The following is a 26,409-nucleotide window of genomic DNA, read 5'->3' on the forward strand; positions in this document are numbered from 1 at the left end:
CGCAGAGGCAGCTTAGAAATCGAATTTTCAAAAAATGAGGGACACCCTGCTAGGGGAACTCCGTGCATTAACCAATATTTAATTATGAAATTGACTCGTAATTACAACATTGGCAACCACTATTGCCCATAATCCTCATAACCTCAAAAACTAATGAACGACGATAAATCAAATTTGTTTTAACTGCGGCGAGCGAGTATTACTGGAAACGTGGTTACTTGGCGGTGGAGGCAGTATCAGCTTCTTTGCTGGTCCTGGAGGTGGAGGCACTATCTGCTTTACTGGCTATCTTGCGTTGAAGGCACTATTTGCTTTTTTGCTAGCTATCTTGCGTTGGAGGCACTATCTTCCGTAATTATATAGCAAATACAAGTTAACACGTGGCTGCCGAGAATTAGCGACGAGGCTATGCAATAGCCTATCCTAAGCACTAGCAGCTACGGTTAAGCAAAACAAAGAACCGCACCCCACTCGGCAAGCCGGAGTAGGGTGCGGTTCTCTGCTAAAGCCGGCTCACTTCGTGAGCAGCGGCTGGGCGCGGCTGAGCAGCGCCGCCATCTCCCCGCGCGTCAGCGACGCGCTCGGGCGGAACGTGCCGTCCGCGAAGCCGTCGACAAGGCCATTGCTGCTCATCGCAGCGATGGCCCCTGCCGACAAGCTGCCTGCCGGCACGTCGGTGAAGCTCTTCGCAGCGGCTCCGCCGCCAGCCTGCGAAGTTAACTGCAAAGCGCGGGACAGCAGCACACTCATCTGCTCCCGCGTCATGATCTGATCCGGCGCGAAGTGATCGGTGCTAATCCCTTGGATCAGCCCGCTCATCTTCGCGAGCCGGATATCCTGCCACGCCCAATGGGTGGCAGGGACATCACTGAACGAGGCGCCGATTGCAGCCGCCTCGCCCTTCAACCCTAGCACGCGCACGATTATCGTCGCGGCTTCAGCCCGTGTGAGCGCCGCGTCCGGCGCGAACCGGTCAGAGGCTATGCCGAGCATCCAGCCTCGGTTCGCAGCGGCTAGCACATAAGCTTGCGCCCAATGCTTCTGCATGTCGGCGAAATAAAACCCATCGGACCATAGGCTGTAATAGTCCCAGGTATTCGCGGTCTCCTGATTCAAGCTCCAGCTTCCTGTCCCCTTCAAATTGTACTTGCCTACCAATTTCAGCTTTTCCTTCAACGACTGCTCGTTCTCGAACCACACTGTGTAGTCGCCGGCACTATATTCGCTAGATGCATTGGTTGGACTGATTGTGAAAGTAGCTACCGGTGATTGGCTAGCAGCATCATACCGCACACTCCCTTTATAGGTGTCAATCAGCTGCATTAGTTTCTGAGCGGAAACACCTGAGCCATTAGCGGCAGCATTTTGATTCCAGTACCTCCCGTAGAACGGAACACCAAGAACTATTTTATCCGCTGGTGCCTGTGCTACTGCGTATTGAATCGATTTCTCGACAAAGGGTAAACTTGCTACAGGTCCCGGGGTTGGATCTCCAGGATAGCTTTCATCATAAGCCATAACCATTAAGTAATCACTCACCGCGGCTAATGCCTTGTAATCATACAAAGCAATCCAGCTTCTCGTCGCCCCTGTAGGATTCGCTGCTACAGCCACTGATACTTCCATCCCGCTCGGGAGTTTATCGCGCAGCATTTTGACCATATCCGTATATTTATCCCGGTAAGCTGCATCCACATTCTCGATATCCATATTAATGCCGTCCAACTTATGGTCCTTGATTGCCGCAACAATTTGATTAACAAGCGCTTCTCGATTATCGATGGCTTTCTCACCTAGCGTCCTATCGAAATCGTTACTAAGAAAAGGGACAACCTTCTTCCCTCGCTGATGCATGTCGGTAATGAACGAGTCCTCTAGAGAATCTGATAGTTGCAAACTACCATCTGTATGGATATGAAAGTAGCTAGGCGAGACGACATCCAGTGTCTGACCGCTTTTATCCACTTGTGAGGTATATAAATTTGAATTGCCGAAGAAGAGATAAGACATCGTAAACTTTCCTTGAGACGAGCTAGCTTCAGCCTTAACACTAGGTTCTGAGCTTGTTGCTATCGTCAAAAGCCCCGCCGCGGCTATTATAATCACGAATTTTCTACATCGATTTTTGGTTTTCTTCATCGGCCCACCCCCTATTTCTAGCATCTAGCTGCTTCCTCTATTTTGCTAGATAGAATTTGAATGTGCTAGGAGTAAATATTGGGGATACCAAAAACCGTTACTTTAGAGCATTCAGCTCCGAGTAACGGTTTCTAATAAAACTGGTAGTGATTACGGCCTTTGCCCTTCACTTTATATAGGGCAATATCTACTTCTTTCAACATACTAGTCGCATCGGTTTCACCTGAGCGGTACATTGTTATCCCCATACTGACTGTTGCGCGAAACTGCTGCCCCTGTATGTCCCATGGCTGTTCAAAACACTGAATGATCCGCCGGGTGACGCTTTCCACGTGCTCCTTACAATCCACCGCGGGTAATAAAATGGTGAACTCGTCGCCTCCCATGCGGGCGAACATATCAACCTCACGGAGACAACCTTTGATGCGGTGAGTGAAATCCTGCAAGAATGCGTCTCCTACATCATGACCCATCGTATCATTTATCACTTTGAAATCATCTATGTCTAAGTATAGAAGTCCAAACGGTCTCTTCGTTCGATTAGCTTGCAAAAGCATTTGCTGCAGATGCTCCTTAAACATTCGCCGATTAGGCAAACCTGTCAGAGGATCATGATAAGCCATGGCGATAAGACGGCTCTCTTGATTTTTGCGCAGCGTGATATCAGTAAGCACGAAAGAAATCTCGACTAGAACACCCTCATCATTACGAATTGGAATCGCGGTACATTCGAACCAGATAATATTCTTATTAACACCTCTTGCTCGAAATTCCAGCTTACTGCTGCTGCAAGTTTGCAAGGTTTTGATAAACATTTTATGTAAATCCATACCGTATTCCGAATCAATAAAGTCCACAACTTGCTGAAAGTCAGTAGGTATAAATCCTATCACTTCACTAAAATTCTTGGAGGCATAGGTCAAATTTCCATAAACATCAAATATGCTAAACAGATCCCAAGCCTGCTCGATGAATTGGCATACGAATGTATCCTTCAGTAACGATGAATGTTTCGCAAAATCCGAATCAGCCTTATGACTCATTACTTCGCAGCCCCTCTCGTACTTTTTACATAGAGACTTAGGTAGCTTAGCATAGGAACATAAAGATTCAATTAAGTTCATCCAAATTTTTCGTCAATTTAAGTCGAAATATGACTATTTTTTCACATTTTTCATAGATACAGGGATTTAGAAGCAGATCAAAGTACCTACTTCGAGGAAAGAATCGTACCAAATCTCTTTATCTGTCAATAAAAGGATAGAAATGTCTAAGAGAATCGTTCTATAATGAAGATAACATGTAAGAGCGGGAACACCGTTCTTTCTACCAAGCTGTTCCGTTACTGAGGAGGATTTCAAGTATGGCAGGAGAAGCAGGAGAAACTATTTTAGTCGTAGATGACGAGCAAGAAATTGTCCAATTGATTCAACTCTACCTAGCGCGGGAAGGCTACAAAGTCATTAGCGCCAATAACGGTCACGATGTATTTGAGATCGTAAAAGAACATAAGCCCGATCTTATTATTCTGGACATTCTATTGCCAGGACTTGATGGTATAGAAGTTTGCCGACAGCTTCGCAAAACGAGCAATACGCCGATCCTGTTCATCTCCTGTAAGAGCGAGGATATTGATATTATTCTCGGATTAAGCATGGGTGGCGATGATTATATGACGAAGCCATTCAGCCCTAGTCAGCTCGTCGCTAGAGTCAAAGCTCATTTACGTCGAAATTCCATTCGAGAGCAGCATCAGGATGATCCTCAGCTGGTGAAATTCCCCGGCCTCGAAATCGATCTGGTTAGCCATATCGTTCGCGTGAATGGACAGACCATATCCTTATCGGCTAAAGAATTCGATTTGCTTTCCTTAATGGCTAAGACCCCTAATCGGGTGTACAAAATCGAGCACCTGTTTGAACTTATATGGAGCCTAGATAGCATGGGCGATCCACGAACACTTATTGTACATATTAGTAATCTGCGTAAGAAAATTGAATCTAACCCAGCAGAGCCTCGCTACATTATTACGGTTCGCGGTGTCGGATATAAATTTAACGGTTCGGCTGTTTAGAACAGTCGGCTAAACCATACGGTAAAATAATGCTGCAGAGGAACCGCTGCTGCCGCTATGACAAGTGCCGGAAGCATGTTGGCTACATTCATTTTTTTAATTTGAAGAATGTTGACGCCTACGCCAATAACCAGGACGCCACCCACGGCTGTAATTTGGACGATCATAGCATCTAGCGACGCTTGGCTAAAAGCCATGGCAATAAATGTCGCTGCCAGAGCGATGACCCCTTGCATCACGAACACGGACACCGCCGAGAAAATCACGCCTATTCCAAGGGTAGACGCGAAGATAATGGATAAGAACCCGTCCAGCAATGATTTGGTATATAAAATATCATGATTATGCCTAAGGCCGCCATCCAGTGGACCCAGAATAGCCATAGCTCCAATGCAATAAACCAAGGTGCATGTTACGAAGCCTTGCGAGATACTGCTTGTAGGATGAGCAGAAGAATCTTTGCGCAGCAGTGCCTGCAACCAGTCACCTAGCTGCTCTAGCCTGTATTCGATTCGCAGCAGTTCTCCAATGATACCTCCAATAACCACGCTCATAATAACTAGTACGATTTGATTCGACTTTAATGCCATAGTAATGCCCAGCACAGTAATGGCGAGCCCAAGGCCCTGCATAACTGTGCTTTTTATGCCTTCCGAGATGCGGGGCAGCATCATTCCTAATAATCCCCCAATCATAATGGCGATTGCATTCACAATCGTCCCCCATAAAGCCATGCTGATTCATTCCCTTTCTGCCTTAAAGTCTGTGACAACCTTCTCATTCTACATGATTCCGCTCATAATTTCCTCCATCGTTGGAAATGGTATGAATAAGCAACAGGAAAGGAGGAATACAGCATGTCGAATGACAAATCGATGGATCCCATGACTGGCGACACGGTTGAGACGGACGGTATTTATGCCAATGAAGCAGGACGAGAGGTTACGCTCAAGCGCGGCGACGAGTTTCCCGCCGATCTTGTTTTGGGACGAACGACTTGGGAAATGAAGGGCTTCGCCGATGAAGCCGTGATTGATCATGACCAATCTGAGCTTAACCCTATGCGCAAGCGTGTGGACGCTAGAACCTAATCATAGAACCGGGCTGCGATGAATGCAGCTCGGTTTTTGCCTGCGTATGATATACTATGGGGATGATATATCAAGCGCTGGGGGAACAAGCATGAACGGAAAACGAATTATCATTGTAACTGGAGGGACACTCGGGGACTGGGCTCTTGGAGACATTCATGAAGATGACGTTCTCGTAGGGTCGGACCGTGGTGCCTTATATCTGATTCAACATGGCTATACGCCGCATATTTCACTCGGTGATTTCGATTCTGTCACTGCCGAAGAGTTAAGCCGTATTCGCGCTTCTAGTCTCACTTTCATCGATTGCGACCCGGTCTTCAAGGATTTAACCGACACCGAAATGGCCTTTAACTGGGCACTGGATCAGCAGCCTGATCATATCGTTCTGCTCGGAGCGCTCGGCACCCGATTTGATCACTCGTTAGCCAATGTACATCTGCTACGCAAAGGCACAGAGCAAGGCGTTTCCTGTTCCATTGTCGATGCCAACAATCAAATCATTCTCATTAACCAATCCACTCGTATATTACGGGGGAGCTATACACATATATCCCTGCTGCCGCTTAGCTTGGAAGTAACTGGAATTACACTGCATGGTTTCCAATATCCGCTCCAGCAAGCGACTCTTCAGATTGGACAGTCCCTTGGGATTAGTAATGTACTTAACGAATCGGAAGGTCTCATCGAACTCCACACTGGCTTATTACTCGTTATCCAAAGTAAAGATTAAGCAAAAAATTTTAAAATTAGACAATCTCATGTGAATCCTATAGGGGTTAACTCTGGTACAATGAACTGTATGCCATACATTAATTAAGATATTGAGGTCGTTCAAGCATGCAGCATGTGCAAGAGAATCCGGCAAAGAACCTTCATCATAAGAGTGTGCAATCCATTACAACCCAATTTGCAGCCAAACATTTACTTACGAACCGAGAAGCCGAAATTATAGGTCTTATCGCGCTCCACGGCTATAGTAATAAAGAAATAGCTGATCACTGCAACATTAGCGAAAAAACTGTTAAAGTCCATATTGATAAAATTATGGATAAAGTCGGAACTCGATCGATGCGCAAGCTTCTAGCTGCCATCATCAGCAATGCGGTTTAACGCACCCGCCAAATACTGCTATTCAAACTGGAGACAGTTTGGATAGCAGTTTTTTATATGAGGGAATCTCACTAGCTGGCTAAACTAGGTATATTTCTCCCAACCTTTGCTTACAAATAGAGTAATAGATTATTCCTCTAGAAATGGTTGGTGTGCCTATGAACTACCAAAGAAAGAGAATCCTTTTTTATTCGGTGCTAGCAGGTCTACTTACTATACTTCTCATACTCGTATCCTTCAGCCTAGACTCCTCGGGGTACCAATTACAGGGATCCTCATCAACTCCGGCATTGATCCCTCATCAGGTCGATGCTCAGATCGTCGAGTCTCCATCCCAAGCTCCGGTCGAGGTCTATCCTTTTGCCCTGGACAAGCCCGCTCCAAGCTTAAAAATAACGCCAGACCCGCCTCTCCTAGAAGAACCCAAATTGCCTGCAGTCTCAACGGTTACTTTGAATACTTACGTCCCCGCTCCCCCGAATGCTTCCGCAGTTTCGGGCGCAGTTCAGTCTACAACAAGACCAACACCTCTGCCATCCAAAATCAGCATACCCGTCCTCAACTACCACAGTGTCACGATTGATCCAGGGAATGTTGTCGTTATCTCCCCAGCCAAACTGGAAGAGCAGCTGATATATCTTAACGACCATGGTTACACCCCAGTTTCTCTCACTACTTTTATTAGTCTTATCGAAGGAAAAGATGTCGAGGCAGCTCCTGAGAAACCAGTGCTGTTAACTTTTGACGATGGATACATCGATAATTATGAGCAAGCGATGCCACTTCTTGCCAAATATGCCTTCCCGGCTACCCTCTTTATCTCACCAGGTATGAGCGATCAGGAAGGTTACCTGAACTGGGAACAGATCAAGAAGCTGCAAGAAGCCGGCTGGGACATTCAACCTCATGGGATGACACACCCCCATCTCCCCCAGCTTTCCGTGGATCAACAAGCCTTCGAAATGTTAGAAGCCAGAAAACAAATCGAGGAAAACCTCGGAACCAAAGCCGATGTATATTGCTACCCTTATGGCGAATATAACAAAACGACGCTGAAGCTTCTTAAGGATCATGGATTTCGTTATGCTTTTACGATTGAACAAGGCTTTGCAACAAACCAGCAGTCCCCTTACCTGCTCAAAAGGCTTTTTATCAATGGAGAAGAAGGCCTGAAATCATTCATTCGCAAGCTTTCTGCACACGATTAAGTAGTTTTATTTTCAAATTTATCAAGTGAAAGGTAGTTCAAATTAATCATCAATATAGTATAATAGGCCTATCAACCATGAGGAGCAGTTCGTATGTCACAAGCAAATAAGCGCTCCAGCTTCCGACTCAACCTTCAAATTCCTTTATCAGCCTTGTTCAAAATCATTGGTATCAAAAACAAGGCAGCTGACACCAAACATTCTAAAATTATGATAAGAGATATTAGCTCAGGCGGTATACGTATCCACACCCCCTTGAATCTTCCTATCGATATGAGCTTGCTGCTGGAATTCACTTTTCATCTTTTTCATCAAGAGATCAAAGTATTAGGTGTCCTCACACGAAAAACGATGCTGAGTCCATCCCTCTATGAATACGGGATTGAATTCAGCATCGCAGATCCAATTATGGAACAGCAGCTTACCAGTCATCTGATCTTATTAGGTGCTCGTTTAAAACATAACAACATGCTGGCCAGCTGCAGCTTCTGTTCTGATGAAGATATGGCAGATATTTTCTCTACCACCTACGAGATTACATAGCAGCTGCAAGCTTCTGTACAAATTGTTCCAAGTACATCTGATCGATATCATCAAATCGGTTCTTGATAGGACTATCAATATCCAGCACCCCGACGAGATCATTTCCAACAAGGATCGGTATCACGATCTCTGATTGTGATGCCGCATCGCAGGCAATGTGACCTGGAAATGCATGCACATCTGGAACAAGCACCGTTTCCCGACGTTCAGCCGATGTACCGCAAACACCTTTGCCCAGTGGAATCCGCACACAAGCCGGAAGTCCTTGGAACGGCCCCAGCACGAGCTCCTTCTTGTCACTTGTTTCATCTAATAAATAAAAACCAACCCAATTCACATCACTCAGAAACTGCCCGAGCAGCGCAGCGGCGTTAGCCAAATTCGCAATGCGATTCGGTTCGTCATGTATCAAAGCTTCAGCTTGCTGAATCAGCAAGGCATAATTATTTTCTCTTGTTCCCTCATAACTTGATTTCGCAAACATTTCTCATCATCCCTCTTCCCCAAATCAATCCTACCTGCTTATCATACCAAAAGATAACCTTCCTACCCAAATGCAAAAAAAGGGCGAGTCGGATTCGGATTATACCGATTAGGCTCGGAGAAAATGCTCGGTCTAGAAATGAATAATGGAAAAAATGATCGTTTTTCCATCCGCTTCTAACCGTGTTTCAACAGAGTAGCTGCCGATTTGTTTCGTTGTGGTTTCGAGAACACCTTTAGCGGCTGCGCGTTCACAAGCGTCAGTAAACTGGCGATAGAAGATGTCTGCGTCATAGCCAAAAAGGAAATCCGTGAACTTCCGGATACTCTCCGTATTACGTGCCAGTGCCCCGTTTTCTAGGTGGACAGTCACACCATAGGTCATAAACTGCGGATCTAACCATAAGGATGCTTCATTGCTGTTGCGCACCTCGGTGGTCGCACCGCTCATCGCCAGCCCTTTGGCCTCGGCATCTCGGAATAAGCGCAGCGTTGTTTCTTCAAGGTCATAATTCGCGCCTCGCAGCTTGCCCGCTTCCTCCATCACATCGTAGGCTTGCAGCATTCGCTGATCGGGGAATACCAGCTTCTTATAGCTGCCATCTTTCGTAGGCACGACTTTGATGAACGCTTCACTTCCGCTGTTCACACTGATGCGCTTCGACTTCGTCTGCAAACGAGCAATGATTTGCAGCGCTTCAGCTCGGGTAACCGGTCGTCCAACGCCGAAGTACCCGTTCGGGTAGCCTTCCATGATTCCCTTCGTCATGGCCTCGCCGATGAATTTCTGCTGTCTGGCCGTCGCACTTTGAAGATCACCGAATTGGGAAGCTGCTTTGAGACTGTACACTTCGTCTTCCAAATACTCAGTTTCTTTGAGTAAATAGTATAGAATTTCAGCCACATCTTCGCGCTTTAGCATCGCCTTGTAGTCACTGAACTGACCTTTGCTTATAAAATGAAGATCACTGGCCAAATCCAAATATGGCTTTGCCCAATATCCGACTGTGTTCGGTTTGAACGTGAAATCCCGATAATCCTGCTGCAAAATACTTTGGTTGCTTGCGCTGAGCGTTTGCAAAAAGCTCGATTTCCATTTGCGCTCGCCATTCGGATATTTATCTGTAAAAGCAAGCAATACAATTTTCACAAATTGATCAGCAGTCACAGTATCATCTGGTCGAAAAGTCCCATCAGGAAAGCCGTCCAGTAATCCCTGCTGCACCATTTGACTAATTGTCTGCTCCGCCCAATGGCCTCGAACATCCGTCATACCAGCCGCTTCACTCTTCCCTTGTACGACACCTATTGTCATTACGCAACAAACTGTTGCAATTGTAAGCCATTTATTGAGCTGTAACATTTTTCTTACTCTCCGCTTCTCCATGAGTTTTTGGCATCGTTTACACCAGTCTTTAGGATAAGCCTTCTACAATGCTTTGAGAACAGGCTTAAAGCCTAGTGATCCAATGTGCCAAGAACTATCAACTATGGGACTATAGCCATAGGGATGGGTATGAAAAAAGACCGTGCTTTCTACACATGTAGAAAACACAGTCCTTACTTCCCAACGAAAAATGGCTCATTTAGCCGATCTTTTTGCCAGCACCCACTGTTATAACGGAATTATAATAGCGCAGCCAGTCTGTTATGTATAACATTTTGGTCAGAAAATCTGGAGCATTACCCTGCAGACTCGCATACTTTTCCTCCTGCAGCAGTTGATGCATCTCCCAGCTTTTAAGAAATATGGCTTTAATGAAAGCTTCCTCCGTTTGCGGCTTATGCAGATCCGTTCCGCGCGAGAGTTCGATTTCCTCGATAATAACGCCTCGATAATAGGGATGTACGTTCACTAGTTGCCCCATATCAATGTAAGCGAGACCTGTAAATTCGAAAGGCAGCCAAATTAAATTCGTCTTCCTGTCTTCCAGTTTAACTGTATAAACTAAGCCCAAGTTCAGAGCAATCGGCTGCGGATAGTTCTTAATTTGTCCAGACCGCAAATGATCCACTATATGCTCAACGAAATTCATGGTGTTCTTCCTCTCCGAAGGACCTGATCTTTCATCCTGTGTCCTTTCTTCATATTGCGTGTTAAGGCCTTCTATTGTCAAGACACATCAAGAACGAGCTTACGATCTCAGCCGCTTTAAACATGTGGTGCTCTTACACTTTAAACCGTCCAACAACGCTTTGTAAGGCTTCCGCCGTTTCACTAAGGCTAATTACCGATTTATCAATGGCTTCCATCGCGTACAATTGCTCCTTCGTATGTGACACAATGGTCTGAGATTGCTGCGACGATTGCTTGGCTAAATGAGCCATCTCCGCAATGGAAGCAGATACTTCCTGGGATCCAGCGGACATTTCTTCCGTAGCAGAGGAAAGATCCTGCACCTGCTCAGAGATGTTGGCGATGGCTTGAAGAATCCCTCCAAACATGTCACCTGACTGTATAATCAGCTGCACACCGTGCTTCACCTCATCCTTCACCTCCTGCATGGAAGTCACAGAAGCCAAAGCGTCTTCTTGTATTCCTTTAATAATATCATTGATTTGCGAAGTAGACTGGATTGCTTGCTCAGCCAATTTCCTTACCTCATTAGCCACGACAGCAAAGCCTCTGCCATGCTCCCCTGCTCTTGCGGCTTCAATCGATGCGTTAAGCGCAAGTAGATTCGTCTGTGAAGCAATGCCTGTAATAACATCCACAATATGATGGATTTCCTGCGATCTTTCCCCTACACGATCAATAATTTGCGTAGAGGACTCCACAGATTGCTCAATCCGATTCATCTGCTGGATGGAATCCGCAATGGTCGCATGACCTCGCTTCGCATCTTCCCTAGCATCTAAAGAGGCTGCCGCTACTGTAGAGGAGGATTCTGCCATACGTTGAATCCCTACTGCCATCTCTTCCATGGCTCTTGCACTTTCGGATGCGCCTTGATCCTGTGCCGCATTCCCTGCTGCAACTACATCAATCGCATGAGCGATTTCACTCGTTGCTTGTATGGTAAGCCGTGCGTGATTCCCCAGCTGACCCCCAGATTGTTGAACCGCGCCCGCATTCACAGTGGCTTCATGTAGAAGAGAGCGAAGCTGACCCACCATATTATTGCAAGCATCGATTAATTGCCCCGTTTCATCCTTACTTATCTTCCCATCCAGACGTGTGGTTAGGTCGCCGTTTGCTACGCGACGCAAGAATCCTACTGCTCTAGTAATTGGCCTTGTAATCATCCGCTCTAATGTAAAAGCTAGAAATAATCCAATCACAACAACAGCTACGCTAGATATGATCAAAGTCTTCACCAATTGTGACATACGATTATCTAAATTACTTTGCGCTTCTGCATACTTCTTGTCATACGTTAGTACAAGCTTATCTGTTAACTCATAAATTTGATTTTTGGCTTCATCGGTTTCATCGTCTACTTTCTTATATTCCGCTTTCAACTGTTGGGCTGTGTATTTATCTTGATTGTTATAGACCGCAACCACCTTATCGAACATCGCGATGTACAGTTGGCTTTGCTTGACAACACTCCCTGCCCACTGGCGTTCTTCCTCCGTTTTGGCCGATGCGCTAACACTTTCTACCATTTCAAGAAATGTCTTCGTGTTCTCTTTGTATTCCTGAATAATCTCTTTATTGTTGTTAATGATCAAATCAGCTTGATTACTGTATAGAATGCCTACCATGCTCTCTAAAGATAAGGCAATCTTTTCGTTGGTCATACTAGCCGTTTGTTCATTTACACTGAGCTTAGTTGATTGTACCATTCGATAGGATAGTCCAGCTGAAATCATAAACAGCAAAATCAGAGCGACAAAACTTATCAGAAACTTAAAGCGTATTGAATGTATAAAAGAAACCACGCGCCCACCGCCTTAAGAGTTTTATGATAGATGCTTCTCTACTGCTGCAAAAAGATGTCTCTCTTCGATTCTCTCCCTTGAAGCAAATCTCCTCCAGATTTCGAGCTAAGCCATTTTTCAAATTACACCTAGAACCCCGACTCATCTGCCAGTTCGCTCTCGAATCCTATAAGGCATGATTTTTTTTATAAAAATCCGAACTTTTTTTGTACTTGTAACGTCTAATTCAGAGAGGTGAGAGAATGGAGACGACCGGTGTCCATGTATTTGATTACTTAAAGTACGTATCTGAAACAACGGATCAGAAAGTGATTCTTCGCAATATAATGGAAACATATGGTAATGATGTATGGAATTATGCGTTTAGTATTTGCCGCAATTCAGATTTAGCAGATGACATTACGCAGGATGCTTTCCTGAAAGTATATCGCAATCTTACTACATTCCGCGGTGAAGCTTCGGTCAAAACCTGGCTGCTTACCATTACACGTAATACTGCTTATGACTACCTACGCAAAGCATTTTGGCGCAAAGTTACACTTGTTGGCTTCATTCAATCTGCAGGCACATCACAATCAGCAGAAACAGAAGCGATGGAGAAATTATATGCTAGTGATATATGGAAAAAAGTGATATCTCTGTCCCCAAAATACAGAGAAATTTTAATTTTGCATGCCCATTATCAGCTCTCAACGAAAGAAATGGCTGCGATCCTTAACATCTCGGAGGGAACCGTTAAATCCCGACTTCACCACGCCAGACTCAAGGTGATCAGTTTGAAGGAGCGTGAAGCGCTTGAAAACTCCTGATCCGGATGATTTACATAAGCAATTGGAATCAGGACCGCTTAAGCAATCTGGCTTTTCTTCCAAGCTTCAGGGCGAGATTGAGGAAGCCATTGAGCGGAAGGAACGAGCGAAGCCGAAGGTAAAGCCCCTACTCTGTTTCGCCGGACTCGGTGCGATAGCTGCTGCATTATTGCTCTTTCCATGGAGTTCAATCCATACGCAAAGTGATGCAGCTCCTGCAATGGATGCTTCTGTTACAACTGCAGCGTCCACTAGTTCGTCTCCTGCCCCAATAAGCACCGCACTGCTTATTGGGCTAAGGACCGAGCGTGAATCTAACAATACTGAGGCGCAGCATGCTTTAGGACCCATTCGTTATAGTACTTATCGAACAATGCTTATAGCACCGGTTCGCGGCCAACTGCAGAAGACGTCCGAGGGCACAGGAATTCTGATGCCTTATAAGCAAAATTTTTGGAAAATCGAATCCTTGGTTCATAAAACGAAAACAGAAGAGTTCCACTATTTATCTGCTCATCTAGCTGATCAGCCCGTGAAACCAGAAGTGTTCCCCGATCAAGCTGACGAACAGTTAAATCGCGTGGAGACCCTGTTATTTGCTGGGAATCAATATGTTTCCATTGCTGAATCGGAGGAGGCTTGGCGAGGTAGTGCCCCTTATCAAGCGGAACGCATCTGGGTTCGTACCCTCCCGCAATTAAAAGAAGGGCATACTGTGCAGTTCTATAACAAACCGGTGGACAAGAACCATGTTTCGATCACCGATTTATATGGCAGCAGCAGTAACAGCATCCTTACAAATGTACCGGGCAGCTCTGCCAAATTGCTTGGTGAGATTACTGGTCAAAGTTGGACCGTCCAGCGTGAACCAGGCCGCTGGGTCGGCAAGGTCGCGGAGACGCCGCGAATTAGCGCAACAACGCCTGATAGCTACATTCTGCACGACTTCCCGCGAGAGCTGCCTGATAAAGTCATCAATCACGATGATCTTTGCTGCTCATGGAGTGCTATCCAGTCCTCTTGGCCGTTAGCGACCGATGCGTTAACATCGCCGATGAATGATATGATCGTCATCTTCGAGAACGGCAAGCTCAAGTTCTACCCTTACGGGCAAGCGCCGGGAAATGATCCACAACTAACCTTGGACCTCCAGCCCGGTGAGAAGCTCGTCATGGCACAGTGGGCAACCGATCACTACGTACAAGAGTGGATCGATAAAGTCGGCCGCTATTTGAATGATGATCAGGCTGAATCAAGCTTCAGTGATGAAGTGGATAATGGCAGAGTTGGAAAAACCCGCTAAGTCCTGTGACTTAACGGGTTTTCGTTGTTTACCAGCCCCTGCGAGCGCGCAGGCTCGTGATGTGGGCAATATGATGATTACCATGCCATGCGTAATTGCCAACGTTCCAATCCAGTCGAATCGTCTTCCCTGACTCTGGATGTACGAATGCGCGAGCAAATTGCTCGTGCTGCATAGCATGCAGAACAATCATCCAGCGGCTGTGCAAAGCATCCAGCAAGGTAAGCGACAGCTCAACCGGAGCTGACTTGCCATCGCTAAGCTCAGCCCAGCGCTCCTCGTAGTAAGGTCTGATCGTCGGCTCTTCCTCCGTCAGCGCCAGCTTGAACCTTGTGTAGCTGTTCATATGGCTGTCTACGACGTGATGCACGACTTGCCGCAGCGTCCACCCTCCTGGGCGATAAGGCGTATCCAGCTGCTCGTCAGACAGCCCAGCAACCGCCTCACGAAGTCTATTTGGCGTAGACTCGATGTCAGCCATCCACTCCTGCAACTGCTCCCGTGAAATTTCACCTTCGTGTGTAAACAATCCAATCGGGTAGCGCAATTCATCCATATGACCAAACCTCCAGCTTTTTTCCTCTATTATAGCGGAGTTTAGAAACAAGATAAAACCAACCCTTGGTCGAGGCTAACAAAGCCTCAACAGGATCGGTATCATGAGATTAAGCATATTCCGAAACTAACGAACTCACCTTAACTGCACAAACTTTAAAACCTGGCATTTTACAAGTCGGATCGAGCGCGTCATGCGTAATTTTATTGACGTTCTGCGTATCGCCCCAATGCATCGGTACGAAGACGGTGTCTTCCCGAATGTCGCTGCTGAACCTGCTGCGCACATAGATCGTGCCGCGTCGGGATTCCAATTTGACGAGAGTGGCATCTTCGATGCGGTACTTCATGGCCGTCTTCGGATGAATCTCCATGAAAGACTCCACGTCTTGCGCCGCCAAAGAATGACTTCTTCTTGTCTGCACGCCAGTCAAATAATGCGTAAGCACACGACCGGTTGTCAGGTATAGCGGAAACTCCTCGCTGACTTGCTCTTTCGGCAAATGATTCTCCACAGAAGTCAGCAGCGCTTTGCCTTCCGGAAGCGGAAATGACGATTCAAACAACCGCTTCGCACCGGGATGCTCCAGCTCCGGACAAGGCCAATAGACTCCCTCATCCTTCCGTAAACGGTCATACGTTATGCCGTAGTAATCCGCTGCACCGCCGCGACTGGCTAAGCGAAGCTCATCAAAGATGTTTTCGACATCTGCGTAGTTGAAGTATTGACCCTTGCCCAGCCTATCAGCCAAATCACAGAGAATCTGCCAATCATGCTTCGCTTCTCCCGGCGCAGGACGGCCAGCTTCCCTCAGCAGCACACGTCCTTCGAGGTTGGTCAGTGTTCCTGCGTTCTCCAGATAAGCAGATACCGGTAAAATTAGATCTGCCAGCAGCGCTGTCTCTGACATCAGGAAGTCAGCTACAACAAGAAAATCAAGCTTCTTCAGCCCTTCTTCGACGAAGTTAGCGTTCGGATTGGAGACGAGCGGATTGGAGCCCATTACGAACAAGGCGCGAATCTCCTGCTCGTGAACTTTCTCCATCATCTCGTACGCGGAAACACCTTTGCCAGGCAGCTCGCTCGGATCAATCCCCCAAACACTCGCGACATAAGCGCGATCCTCGGGGTTCTCGATCAAGCGGTAGCCCGGAAGCTGGTCAGCCTTCTGTCCATGCTCCCTTCCGCCCTGACCATTTCCTTGACCCGTGACGGCGCCGTAGCCGCAGCCCGGTTTGCCGATTTTTCCTGTCAGCAGAACAAGGTTTAGGAAGTTGCGAACCGCCATATGCCCGTCGGTTTGCTGCTCAACGCCCCTTGCCGTGAACACCATGCCTGTGGCCGCTTTACCGTAAGCCAGCGCCGCTTTGCGGATCAACTCAGCGGGGACACCGGTTAACTCAACAATCTCAGCGAGATCAAGTGATTCCAAGTGAGACTGCAGTTCCGCAAAGCCTTTGGTACGCTGCTGGATGAAATCTCGATCAATCAACCCTTCTTCCAGCAGGATCTTCAGCATACCGTTAGCCAATGTCGCATCCATACCCGGCTTCACTCTCAAATGTAGATCCGCGATTCGAGTCGTACCCGTTTCCCTCGGATCGATCGCTATGATAAAGGCACCCTTTTCTTTTGCTCTTGTAAAATAAGGCATAAGTGTCGGCTGGCACTCCGCAATATTCGTCCCTGCCAGTATCATGCAATCAGCCAATTCAATGTCCGACAGTTGGTTCGTCAAACCACGGTCGATGCCAAACACCTTGACACCTGCTGAAGCCGCTGCCGACATACAAAATCTGCCGTTATAATCAATGTATTTGGTTTGAAGCGCAACACGAGCAAATTTCCCCAACAAATAAGCGGATTCATTCGTCAGAGAGCCCCCTCCGTAAAGGCCGACTGTATGATTGCCATACTGACCACGAAGTTCAGAAAACTTGCTGACGAGCTGATCATATGCGTTCTCCCACGATATACGGACGAACTGACCATCCTTCTTCATCATTGGATGTAGAATACGCTCTCCTGTAAGTACGTGCTGGTAAGCATTCATGCCTTTAATACACAGTCGCCCTTCCGAAGCCGCATTCGGTTTCGGAACGACCGAATAAGTCGGACGCCCCTCGTCATCAGTGCCCCGTTCTTCGATCACCTGCATTTTACACTGTACGCTGCAGAAAGGGCACTGTGTATCCATCACACGAAGAGAACTAGTACCACCTTGTTCTTGTTCTAATAATTGACTCATACGCTCAGCTCACCTTATCAAAGCAGCCGTCGGCTGCAGATTTATTTGCTTCTGTTTCGTAACCTGGAGCTCCACATTCATTCTCGCGATCAGTTCAGCACGGAACAGGAGATTGAATAATCCTTCGCGCAGCTTTGTAATGCCTATGCGTTCGACCCACTGTGCTGTCGTTTCACCGTAATTTGCCTCTTCACGATACCACTGGAAGAAAGCCGCTGACAGCTCTAGCACCGCGTCTTCTGAAGACTCCATACACAGCAGCTCTCCTTGACGGAGCTTCGCTCCCCCGCTGCCGCCAACATAGATTTCCCAGCCGCCCGGCACGCCGACAATGCCAAGATCCTTGACAAGCGTCCCCGCGCGATGGAAAGGACTTGCAGAGACAGCTGCGCTCACGGCAGCCGGCATTTGCAGGCGCTCCAATCTGTATTCGAGGCTGGCACCCAGCCCGATGGAATCCTGCAGAGCGCTGGGATCGTATCCGATTCCAGTGCATGTTGCAACGGAAGCTATGGTTTTGCCGTAGATCGGAGTCGCTGCATCCGGCTGTCCGAGCTCCGCACCGACAGAGCGTACACACCCTGCCTCGATACCCAGCAGATCCAGATGCCCGCCACCGGTCAGCTTCACCAGCGGGATGTTGTACTTGTCGACCACATCCGCGATTCGCCTTAGCTGCTCGGCGCTTGTGACGCCGCCGTACATACGGGGCCGTGCGGCGTACGTGCCATCGGCGAGCAAGCTCGCCGCCAGAGCTGCTTCAGCCGCCGCTCCAGCACCGGCGCCGTCGGTCACAGCGCATAGCGCTTCGCCGACGTAGTACTGCAATGCCGGACGACACGCTGCGCAGCCGTCCGCCTTGCTCCAACCCAGCGCGCTCATCGCTTCGCGCGCCGTGGCAAACCTTGCGCTGCGCACAGCAGCGCGCAGCTCTTGATGGCTGTGCGTTGTGCAGCCGCAAACCGTCTCCTTCGGCGCTGCCGGCGCATCCTTGCTCTGCAGCGCCAGCTGCAGCATCGCGGATACGAGCGGCTTACATCCGCCGCAAGTGCTCGATGCGCGCGTGCAAGCGCGAACGTCTTCGACCGTTTCGCAGCCATTCTCGCGAACCGCATCCATGATCGCGCCCTTCGTTACGCCGTTACAGGAGCATACGGTCGCGTTAGGAGACAGCGATGCCGCATACGCTTCATCCGCACCGCCTCCTCCTGCCGCTTCTTCCTCTAACACAGACACATCCGCTTGCTGCTTGATGTATCCAAGCAGCTTGTTACCCTTGCTGCTGTCTCCGAACAATACCGCTCCGACAATTTTGTTGTCGCGAATGGCTATTTTTTTATACGTGTTATGAACGCCGTTAATCTCTTTGAGTGAAGTCGTAATCTCGGAATCGCGAATCTCTCCGGCTGAAAACACCTCAACCCCGGATACCTTCAGCTGCGAATACAAAATGGAGCCTGAATAGCCTTCGGTATCAACGCCGCAAATTCTCTTCGCCAGCACTTTGCCCTGATCATATAACGGCGCTACGAGACCGTATACCATTCCACGGTGCTCCGCACACTCCCCAACAGCATACACGTTAGGCACATTTGTCTCCATGAAATCATTAACGATAATCGCTCGATTCGTCTCCACGCCACTGTCGGCCGCAAGCTTGATGTTCGGACGCACACCTACCGCAATAACGACAAGATCGGCCTCTACTTTGCTTCCATCCTTGAACTGCAGACCTTCCACCCGTTTTTTACCGATGATTTTTTCCGTCTGCTTTTCAAGCAGAAAGCGCATCCCCTGCTTTTCCAGTTCCTTACGCAGCATATTCGCTGACGTCGGAGTCAGCTGGCGCTCCATAAGATGGTTGAAAATATGCACGACATGGACTTCCATTCCGAGGTTGAGCAGACCTCGCGCCGCTTCCAAACCAAGCAGGCCGCCTCCAATAACGACGGCTTTTTTATATGCTTTGGAAGCTTCCAGCATTTTATTGCAATCGTTAATATCCCGAAAGGCCGTTACACCCGGCTTATCCGCCCCTGGAAGCGGAAGCATGAACGGCAATGAACCGGTGGCCAGGATGAGTTGATCGTACTCAACAGTACGCCCCTTTTCACTGATTACCTGTCGATTGGCCGTATCGATGCTAATAACCGGATCACCTGCATAAAGGGTGATACCGTTATCTTTATACCACTGCCAGTCATTGATGGTAATATCATTTACCGTTGTATCGCCCTGAAGCACCTTGGACAGCATAATGCGGTTATAGTTCGGATGCGGCTCGCCGCCGAAAATCGTAATCTCGAAACGATCCGGAGCAAGCGCCAGAATTTCTTCCACACAGCGTACTCCGGCCATACCGTTACCGATTAAGACAAGTTTTTGTTTCCCCATATATGCTTGACCTCCACGTTTCGATGCTGAAATTCCATCCCCGCCAAGGGGACTTCCCTACTTAAACTGCTGTCGCGCCCTGTTTGTTGATCACCATACGTTTAGTCGCATAATTCATATATAGACAACCGCATGCAAAGAGCATAAGCATGACGAACCCAATTGTGTATGCGCCTGACAAATCCTTAACAATACCGAGTATGATCGGCGGAAAAAAACCACCTACACCGCCTGCCGCTCCGACAATGCCCGTCACCGCTCCCGTATTGCCCGAAGAGACTTCCGGTACCATTTTAAACACAGCCCCATTCCCAACTCCGAGTAAGGCGGCGGCAGTCAGACAGCTCGCACTGAACCCGGTAAATTGATGCAAGGACACCGACATAGCGAGCGACGTAATGATGATACCCGCAAACACAACCACCAGAACTCTGCGTGAACCGATGCGGTCCGCCAAATATCCGCCTAAGGGGCGAATGAGCGTGGCAATAACAACAAACCCAGCCGTTTTCACGCCCGCTTCCGTTGCCGACAACTGGAATAAATCTTTGAGAAATGTTGGCAAGTAGACGCTGAAAGCAACGAAACCGCCGAATGTCAGAAAATAAAAAGTAGATAAATACCACGTCGATGGTTCCTTAAGCACAACCATTGATTGTTTGAACGTCTTCACCTTAGCCGGTGCAGGCAAATCCTTCGTTCCGATCCAAAAGAGCGCGGTTACGATCACAATCATGATCGCTAGGCTCCAAAATACCCATTCCAAGCCGTAACTGTTAAAGACAAAGGGCAAAGCATAACTAGCCGCCGCTCCGCCCAAATTACCAAGTCCGGCTAATCCAAGCACAAGGCCTTGTCTCTCCGGCGGGAACCAACGTGATACATACGTCAGGGAAATGGCAAAAGTCGTTCCAGCCATCCCGATAAACAGCGCACACAAAAGCAGCAGCCAATATGAATGAACCCATCCTGCTAGCAGCAGAGGAATCACGAGAAACAGCATCGTTGATGCAAATACTCGCTTACCGCCGAAGCGATCCGTATAAATCCCCATCGGGATTCGCAGGATCGACCCCAGTAGAACCGGCGTGGCGATCAGCACACTTTTTTGAATGGTACTGAGATGAAACAGTTCCTGAATTTGTCCGGCAATCGGAGAAAATACACTCCAGATAACAAACGAAGCCATCATTGCCATTGTTGATAACCCTAGCGCAAGCGCGGATCCATTTTGTCGCATAATTAAGGCTCTCTCCTCGGCTAGGATGCTAAGATACTTTCCTCTGCAATATGCAGATAAATATCTCCGTTCTCGTCCACTTCCACCTGGAAAGCCGTTACGCAGCCTTCGTCCGGCGCTTGAACGACTCCATCGTGCAAATTGATCTTCCAGTCATGCAGCGGGCAAAATACGTGATGATCGCATACGATTCCTTCGGAAAGCTTACCGGCTTTATGCGGGCAGCGATTCTCAATGGCTCGGACGGTACCACTCGAGAACTTGAATACGGCGATTTCCAATGCTCCGATCCTGACAACCCTCGATCTTTTTTCTGCAATTTCCGAAATGTTACCAACGTGAACTCGTTTCATATGTCTCATCCCCTCTATTTCAAAATAGACTCTGCCGACTGTTCTTCCATCGGAACGAATGTCTTGCGCAGCTCTTGCTGATCAATGATTTCTTTCCAAGGATCTTTCATGAGATCCAGCGCCTTCTCAATGCGCTCTATTAGAGCGGCACGGTCTTCTTTACTCTCCAGCGCAGCTTTGATCGTATCTAAACCGACACGTTCTACCCACTCGGCCGTCCGTTCGTTGTACTTCCCTGTTTCGCGATAGTATTGCAAGTAAGCACCGGACCATTCCAGCACTTCCTCTTCGGTTTTCACTTTGCACAGTAAATCGGTTCCGCGAAGCTTTGTTCCTCCGTTACCTCCGACATGCAGCTCCCAGCCTCCGTCAATCGCTACAACGCCAAAATCTTTGATCGTGGCTTCCGCGCAGTTCCGAGGACAGCCCGATACGGCCATTTTAACTTTCGCCGGCGTACCCAGACGCTCAAACTTCTTCTCAAGCTGAATACCCATGCCGATAGCATCTTGCGTTCCGAAGCGGCAAAACGTTGAGCCAACACACGTTTTCACTGTACGCAGCGACTTACCATAGGCATAGCCTGAAGGCATATCGAGATCAGCCCACATGCCTGGCAAGTCTTCCTTCTTAACACCGAGCAAGTCGATACGCTGACCACCTGTCACTTTAACGAGCGGTACTTCGTATTTCTCTGCGATTTCTGCGATTTTCTTCAGATCCTTCGGCGTTGTTACACCTCCGTACATTCTCGGAACGACCGAGTACGTGCCATCCTTCTGGATATTCGCGTGATTACGTTCGTTCACAAAGCGGGACTCTCTTTCGTCCTCGTGCTCTTCCGGCCATACCATGGCAAGATAATAGTTGAGCGCCGGGCGACATTTGGAGCAGCCTTCTGTATTTGACCATTCCAGTACATTCATGACTTCCTTCGATGTCGTCAATCTCATACTGCGGATCGCTTCCACCACTTCATCACGTCCGAGTGTCGTACAGCCGCAAATGCCTTCTTTTATAGTTTTCACGCCGTCTGCACCGAGTACATATGTGAGCACATCAGCTACCAACGGTTTACAGCCGCCGCAGGAAGCGGACGCTTTGGTACATGCTTTGATATCGTTAACGCTTGAGCATCCTTTTTCCTGGATAGCCTGCACAATCGCGCCTTTGGAAACACCATTACAGCCGCACACGATCTCGTCCTCGCTCATTGCAGCGACCATTTCCGCGCCAGATTTCGCCTTGCCTCCTCCTTCACCGAGGAGAACAGTCTTTTCTTTGCCTGTCACATCTTCTCCGTTACGAATCATCGCAAACAGGCGAGAGCTGTCACTGATGTCACCGAACAAAACAGCACCGATGACTTTGCCGTCTTTAATGACGACCTTCTTATAAATACCTTCGAAATCGTCCTGCACGCGTACGGCACGGGTATCAGGTTTATCTGCATATTCACCAGCCGAGAACACGTCCACGCCCGATACTTTCAGCTTGGTCGATACGACGGAGCCTTGATAACCAGCGGTCTCTATGCCTGCGAGCCGTTTGGCAAGCACCCCGCCTTGCTCGTAAAGCGGAGCGACTAAGCCGTACGCTACACCGCGATGTTCGGCACATTCGCCGACGGAATAGATGTTAGGCACGTTCGTTTCGAGAAGGTCATTGACGACAATACCTCGATTGATCTCAATTCCGCTGCTTTTGGCAAGCGCAATGTTAGGGCGAATCCCTACGGCCATGACCACGAGATCCGCTTCAACTTCCGACCCATCGGTAAAACGAAGACCCGTAACACGCTTTTTCCCTAGAATCGATTCACTATTTTTCTTTAGCAGAAACTTCATGCCTTGACGTTCCAATTCTTGCTGCAGCAGGAGAGAAGCTGTTCTGTCGAGCTGGAGATTCATCAAGTATTCGTTAATGTGTACAACCGATACTTCCATATTGAGATTTAGCAGGCCACGCGCTGCCTCCAGACCGAGAAGCCCTCCACCGATCACGACTGCTTTCTTGTATTTCTTGGCTGTCTCGATCATCATTTCGCAATCCTTGATATCCCGGAAGGCGATGACGCCTTCTTTGTCCGCGCCAGGCAGCGGAAGCATGAACGGCAGCGATCCTGTTGCGATGATCAGTTCATCGTAAGGGACGCTAACACCTCCGTCAGTACTAACGAGCTTGCGTTCCGTATCGATTTTGTTGACTGTATGTCCCGTGTACAATGTGATGTGATTTTCTTCGTACCAAGACCAGTCGTTGATAACAATGTCCTTCATATCGGCATCGCCGGCCAAAACCGATGAAAGCAGGATGCGATTATAGTTCGGGTGCGGTTCGCTTCCGAAGATTGTAATTTCGTAGCGGTTCGGCGCAAGCTTTAACATTTGCTCAATACAACTGACTCCAGCCATTCCGTTTCCTACCATAACAATTTTTTTCTTCATTGTGATTCACGCTCCTGCATCGGTTTTATTGTGACATTTAATGTTAGTTAATTAATAAATCCTTTGGTATCCGTTACATCCTACAATTTTTACGTCAAATTATCTAACATACGAATGATTACTATTAATGTAACTCAGAAATTCGTATTTTTCAACAAAAATTTGTAGTTTTACTTAGTAAAATAAACAATCGACTCTTTAATTCACGAACATTATTCTGTTTATTTTAATTAATTGTTCGGTTTCACAGAAAAATTACAGTTATATTATGGAAAAAGCGAACATTAATTTGGTTTTTTTATATTCTGAAAACGCTTAAATGTTATATTAGATGACATATGAAATGATTATACTAGACATTCACCTATTTCAAATTGCTATCATTACATCCAAAGTACCCCCAACATATTATCTTCATGATTTTGTTAACTACATGTGAAGGACGAATCAGGCTTCTCAGAGGGGTTTTGCCGGGGCTTGCGGTGCGAGAGCGCCGAAAGGGACCTCTCAGCTAACATTTCCTCACGATAACCCAGGGTTTGGATCTGAGAAGGGCGAATCGGGCTTATCAGTGAGGTCTTGCTGGCGCGAGCGGTGCGAGAGCCGGTCTGATCCAAAACTTGTACTTTCAATTGTGGTATCAAAAAAAGGCCTCACAACCCGCAATCTCTGCGGCTGTGAGACCTTCCCTTCATACGTTTTAAACCTTATAAACATCAATGAACCTTTGAGCGAATCGGGGATCCCATTGGGTCCCCTTTCCTTCAGCGAGAATGGCTAGTGCCTTCTCGATTGGCATCCCTTTCCGATAAGGACGATCGGAGGTCATAGCATCGAAGGCATCGGCTACCGCAATGATGCGGCCGAACTCAGGGATATCCAGGCCCTTCAGGCCATCCGGATACCCACCGCCATCATAGCGCTCATGATGAGAGCGCACGCCTGGAAGCAGAGGCGCCATAGCCTCAGCGGGCTCGATTTGCTTCAAAATCGATTCGCCGAGAACGGGGTGGAGCTTGATTTGCTCGAACTCCTCGTCGGTGAGCCGGCTTTCCTTCAGCAGCACATCGTCGCGCACACCAATTTTGCCAATATCGTGCAGCAAGGCGGTCTTGTTCAAAAGATCGAGTTCATGCTCGTTCAAATCTACAGCTCGTCCAATTAACAAAGAATACTTGGCGACACGCGTCGAATGACCTGCTGTATAAGCGTCACGAGCATCGAGTGCAGCAGCTAATGTGGAATAGTAGCTCTGCAGCAGTTGGTTGTTCATTTTCTCACGCGTTTCAAGACCCTTTACCATGTGGTTGAAGCCAGCGACAAGCCGTGAAAATTCATCTGAATATAAATCTGAGGCTCTTACCTGCAGGTCACCGGATTGAACTTCTTTCATTGCCCTATATAAATCTCCAATTGGCTGCTGGATGTCTCTTGCCAGCATACGCGCTCCTAAGGAGGAAAAACCGACTCCAAGCAGTAGAATGATACCCGCCCATTTCCAATAATCGACCGTCAAATCCGAGGACTGCGATATCAAACGAATTTGAGTTGCTAGACTAAACAGAAAGAGCGGCATAGTTCCAATTAGGAAAGCACTTAACTGAAACTTTCGTTGAATCGAAACGATGACTCGTCCATCCAAGGAAACATCTTCTCCGTAAATGCGCTGCCCCAATTCCCGAATATGTATGAGCACCGGCCTGATGGCCTGAGCTGTCGTGAAGAACTCAAGTAAAGCATGCATGCTCGCCACTAGGACTGCGCCAATACCTGCAAGTCCAATGTAAAAAACCGGAAGAGATAACCAACCTCGAGCAATCCCGATGCTGGCCATCGTCATAGCAGGGATTGATAGGCCAAGAAAGTGCGGTCCCATGATCCGCATCACAGAAAGCGCCGGAAATCGGTGCGTTTGCAAATAGGCCTCTCGGATGACTGCCAGATCTGGAGTCTCCTGCTCCAACATCTCGCGAATCGGCTTCATGTGTCTGCGAAACACCGTGATTTCAGCAAGCATCATTACACATAGCGAGGTAATCATAATGAAGAATATGCGAACCATTTCCGTATTCGAAATCGATAGTGTTGTAGATATGATGACTCCACCTACCACAACAACAGCGATCCCAGAGCCGATTATATAGTTTAACAATAAATTCCGTAGAAACTTTCTGTATATCTGCACGATGTAGGGTCCCCATTTCATTTAAAGCTATCGATCATTGCGCTGAATTCTAGTATTTTTTTCATTGTATAGCAATTCAACCATTTGCGCTTTAAATCTAAAATATTTTAAGACAAACTGGATCTTACAAGCTATGATGGTCTCTGAATTACATTGGAGAAAATCCAATAAAATATCAATTTGGGCTTTGGATATCCGACTTTCATTGGAGAAAATCCAATAGAAACTAACATTTTGAACTTCTGTCAAGAAAGTAGACACAACTTTATGAAGCCTGAAGTTGCTTGTAGTAGTTTTTTTCGAACCAATACGGGGACTTATTGCCTAATGTAGAATGG

Annotated in this window: 22 protein-coding genes; 8 read left to right on the plus strand and 14 right to left on the minus strand. The window is 47.6% G+C overall.

Annotated elements, in window-relative coordinates; translation table 11 throughout:
* Nucleotides 1-513: 513 nt before the first annotated feature.
* Both ASG85_RS26300 and ASG85_RS26305 read right to left on the minus strand, forming a co-directional pair.
* Entirely contained in the window at nucleotides 514-2,139 is a 1,626-nt protein-coding gene (locus tag ASG85_RS26300) for a glycosyl hydrolase family 18 protein (RefSeq protein ID WP_063860386.1), read from the minus strand.
* 131 nt (nucleotides 2,140-2,270) lie between these two features.
* Entirely contained in the window at nucleotides 2,271-3,182 is a 912-nt protein-coding gene (locus ASG85_RS26305) for a sensor domain-containing diguanylate cyclase (protein WP_060648198.1), read from the minus strand.
* 320 nt (nucleotides 3,183-3,502) lie between these two features.
* Here ASG85_RS26305 and ASG85_RS26310 point away from each other — a divergent pair, with 320 nt between their 5' ends.
* Entirely contained in the window at nucleotides 3,503-4,213 is a 711-nt protein-coding gene (locus tag ASG85_RS26310; protein WP_060648199.1) for a response regulator transcription factor, read from the plus strand.
* Here ASG85_RS26310 and ASG85_RS26315 read toward each other — a convergent pair.
* Nucleotides 4,210-4,947, minus strand: coding sequence for a DUF554 domain-containing protein (locus tag ASG85_RS26315; protein ID WP_057303653.1), 738 nt, complete (start codon nucleotides 4,945-4,947; stop codon nucleotides 4,210-4,212). The genes ASG85_RS26310 and ASG85_RS26315 overlap by 4 nt on opposite strands.
* Before the next feature lie 123 nt (nucleotides 4,948-5,070).
* Here ASG85_RS26315 and ASG85_RS26320 point away from each other — a divergent pair, with 123 nt between their 5' ends.
* From ASG85_RS26320 to ASG85_RS26340, 5 genes are all read left to right on the plus strand, one after another.
* Nucleotides 5,071-5,304 (plus strand): hypothetical protein, encoded by a 234-nt coding sequence (locus tag ASG85_RS26320; protein ID WP_057303652.1) that lies wholly within the window; start codon nucleotides 5,071-5,073, stop codon nucleotides 5,302-5,304.
* Between the two features lie 91 nt (nucleotides 5,305-5,395).
* Nucleotides 5,396-6,037 (plus strand): thiamine diphosphokinase, encoded by a 642-nt coding sequence (locus ASG85_RS26325; protein ID WP_057303651.1) that lies wholly within the window; start codon nucleotides 5,396-5,398, stop codon nucleotides 6,035-6,037.
* A gap of 107 nt (nucleotides 6,038-6,144) precedes the next feature.
* A complete protein-coding gene (locus ASG85_RS26330) occupies nucleotides 6,145-6,417 on the plus strand; it encodes a response regulator transcription factor (RefSeq protein WP_057303650.1) in 273 nt (90 codons plus the stop codon).
* Between the two features lie 158 nt (nucleotides 6,418-6,575).
* Nucleotides 6,576-7,625, plus strand: coding sequence for a polysaccharide deacetylase family protein (locus ASG85_RS37260; protein ID WP_082562206.1), 1,050 nt, complete (start codon nucleotides 6,576-6,578; stop codon nucleotides 7,623-7,625).
* A gap of 93 nt (nucleotides 7,626-7,718) precedes the next feature.
* The gene (locus ASG85_RS26340; RefSeq protein ID WP_057303649.1) at nucleotides 7,719-8,168 is read left to right on the plus strand and encodes a PilZ domain-containing protein; all 450 of its coding nucleotides are present in this window, start codon (nucleotides 7,719-7,721) and stop codon (nucleotides 8,166-8,168) included.
* On the opposite strand, the gene ASG85_RS26345 is transcribed toward ASG85_RS26340, so the two are convergent.
* The 4 genes from ASG85_RS26345 to ASG85_RS26360 form a co-directional block, all read right to left on the minus strand.
* Nucleotides 8,161-8,652: a GAF domain-containing protein gene (locus ASG85_RS26345; protein WP_060648200.1), complete on the minus strand. Its 492-nt coding sequence runs from the start codon at nucleotides 8,650-8,652 to the stop codon at nucleotides 8,161-8,163. The two genes, ASG85_RS26340 and ASG85_RS26345, sit on opposite strands and share 8 nt — an antisense overlap.
* Before the next feature lie 132 nt (nucleotides 8,653-8,784).
* Complete coding sequence (locus tag ASG85_RS26350) at nucleotides 8,785-10,014, minus strand: S-layer homology domain-containing protein (protein ID WP_060648201.1); 1,230 nt, start codon at nucleotides 10,012-10,014, stop codon at nucleotides 8,785-8,787.
* A 223-nt stretch (nucleotides 10,015-10,237) separates the two neighbouring features.
* Nucleotides 10,238-10,687: a hypothetical protein gene (locus tag ASG85_RS26355; RefSeq protein ID WP_060648202.1), complete on the minus strand. Its 450-nt coding sequence runs from the start codon at nucleotides 10,685-10,687 to the stop codon at nucleotides 10,238-10,240.
* 133 nt (nucleotides 10,688-10,820) lie between these two features.
* Nucleotides 10,821-12,440, minus strand: coding sequence for a methyl-accepting chemotaxis protein (locus tag ASG85_RS26360; RefSeq protein ID WP_162257290.1), 1,620 nt, complete (start codon nucleotides 12,438-12,440; stop codon nucleotides 10,821-10,823).
* A 338-nt stretch (nucleotides 12,441-12,778) separates the two neighbouring features.
* Here ASG85_RS26360 and ASG85_RS26365 point away from each other — a divergent pair, with 338 nt between their 5' ends.
* Together ASG85_RS26365 and ASG85_RS26370 are read left to right on the plus strand one after the other, a co-directional pair.
* A complete protein-coding gene (locus tag ASG85_RS26365; RefSeq protein WP_029196193.1) occupies nucleotides 12,779-13,345 on the plus strand; it encodes an RNA polymerase sigma factor in 567 nt (188 codons plus the stop codon).
* The gene (locus ASG85_RS26370; RefSeq protein WP_060648204.1) at nucleotides 13,332-14,648 is read left to right on the plus strand and encodes a hypothetical protein; all 1,317 of its coding nucleotides are present in this window, start codon (nucleotides 13,332-13,334) and stop codon (nucleotides 14,646-14,648) included. Before ASG85_RS26365 ends, ASG85_RS26370 begins: the two co-directional genes overlap by 14 nt.
* Before the next feature lie 28 nt (nucleotides 14,649-14,676).
* Here the strand turns inward: ASG85_RS26370 and ASG85_RS26375 are convergent, their stop codons facing one another.
* The 7 genes from ASG85_RS26375 to ASG85_RS26405 form a co-directional block, all read right to left on the minus strand.
* Nucleotides 14,677-15,204 (minus strand): YfiT family bacillithiol transferase, encoded by a 528-nt coding sequence (locus ASG85_RS26375; protein WP_060648205.1) that lies wholly within the window; start codon nucleotides 15,202-15,204, stop codon nucleotides 14,677-14,679.
* Nucleotides 15,205-15,313: 109 nt separating this feature from the next.
* A complete protein-coding gene (gene nasC, locus ASG85_RS26380; protein WP_060648206.1) occupies nucleotides 15,314-17,452 on the minus strand; it encodes an assimilatory nitrate reductase catalytic subunit NasC in 2,139 nt (712 codons plus the stop codon).
* A 9-nt stretch (nucleotides 17,453-17,461) separates the two neighbouring features.
* Entirely contained in the window at nucleotides 17,462-19,846 is a 2,385-nt protein-coding gene (gene nirB, locus ASG85_RS26385; protein ID WP_060648207.1) for a nitrite reductase large subunit NirB, read from the minus strand.
* Nucleotides 19,847-19,907: 61 nt separating this feature from the next.
* A complete protein-coding gene (locus tag ASG85_RS26390; RefSeq protein WP_156396831.1) occupies nucleotides 19,908-21,086 on the minus strand; it encodes an MFS transporter in 1,179 nt (392 codons plus the stop codon).
* Nucleotides 21,087-21,106: 20 nt separating this feature from the next.
* On the minus strand, nucleotides 21,107-21,439 hold the full coding sequence (nirD, locus tag ASG85_RS26395; protein WP_060648208.1) for a nitrite reductase small subunit NirD: 333 nt from the start codon (nucleotides 21,437-21,439) through the stop codon (nucleotides 21,107-21,109).
* 14 nt (nucleotides 21,440-21,453) lie between these two features.
* Nucleotides 21,454-23,886: a nitrite reductase large subunit NirB gene (gene nirB, locus ASG85_RS26400; RefSeq protein WP_060648209.1), complete on the minus strand. Its 2,433-nt coding sequence runs from the start codon at nucleotides 23,884-23,886 to the stop codon at nucleotides 21,454-21,456.
* 700 nt (nucleotides 23,887-24,586) lie between these two features.
* Nucleotides 24,587-26,071 carry an HD domain-containing phosphohydrolase gene (locus ASG85_RS26405; RefSeq protein ID WP_060648210.1) on the minus strand — a complete coding sequence of 495 codons (1,485 nt, stop codon included), beginning with the start codon at nucleotides 26,069-26,071 and terminating at the stop codon, nucleotides 24,587-24,589.
* Nucleotides 26,072-26,409 lie beyond the last annotated feature (338 nt).

Origin of the sequence: Paenibacillus sp. Soil724D2 (genome assembly GCF_001427935.1) — a bacterium.
Classification (GTDB): domain Bacteria; phylum Bacillota; class Bacilli; order Paenibacillales; family NBRC-103111; genus Paenibacillus_E.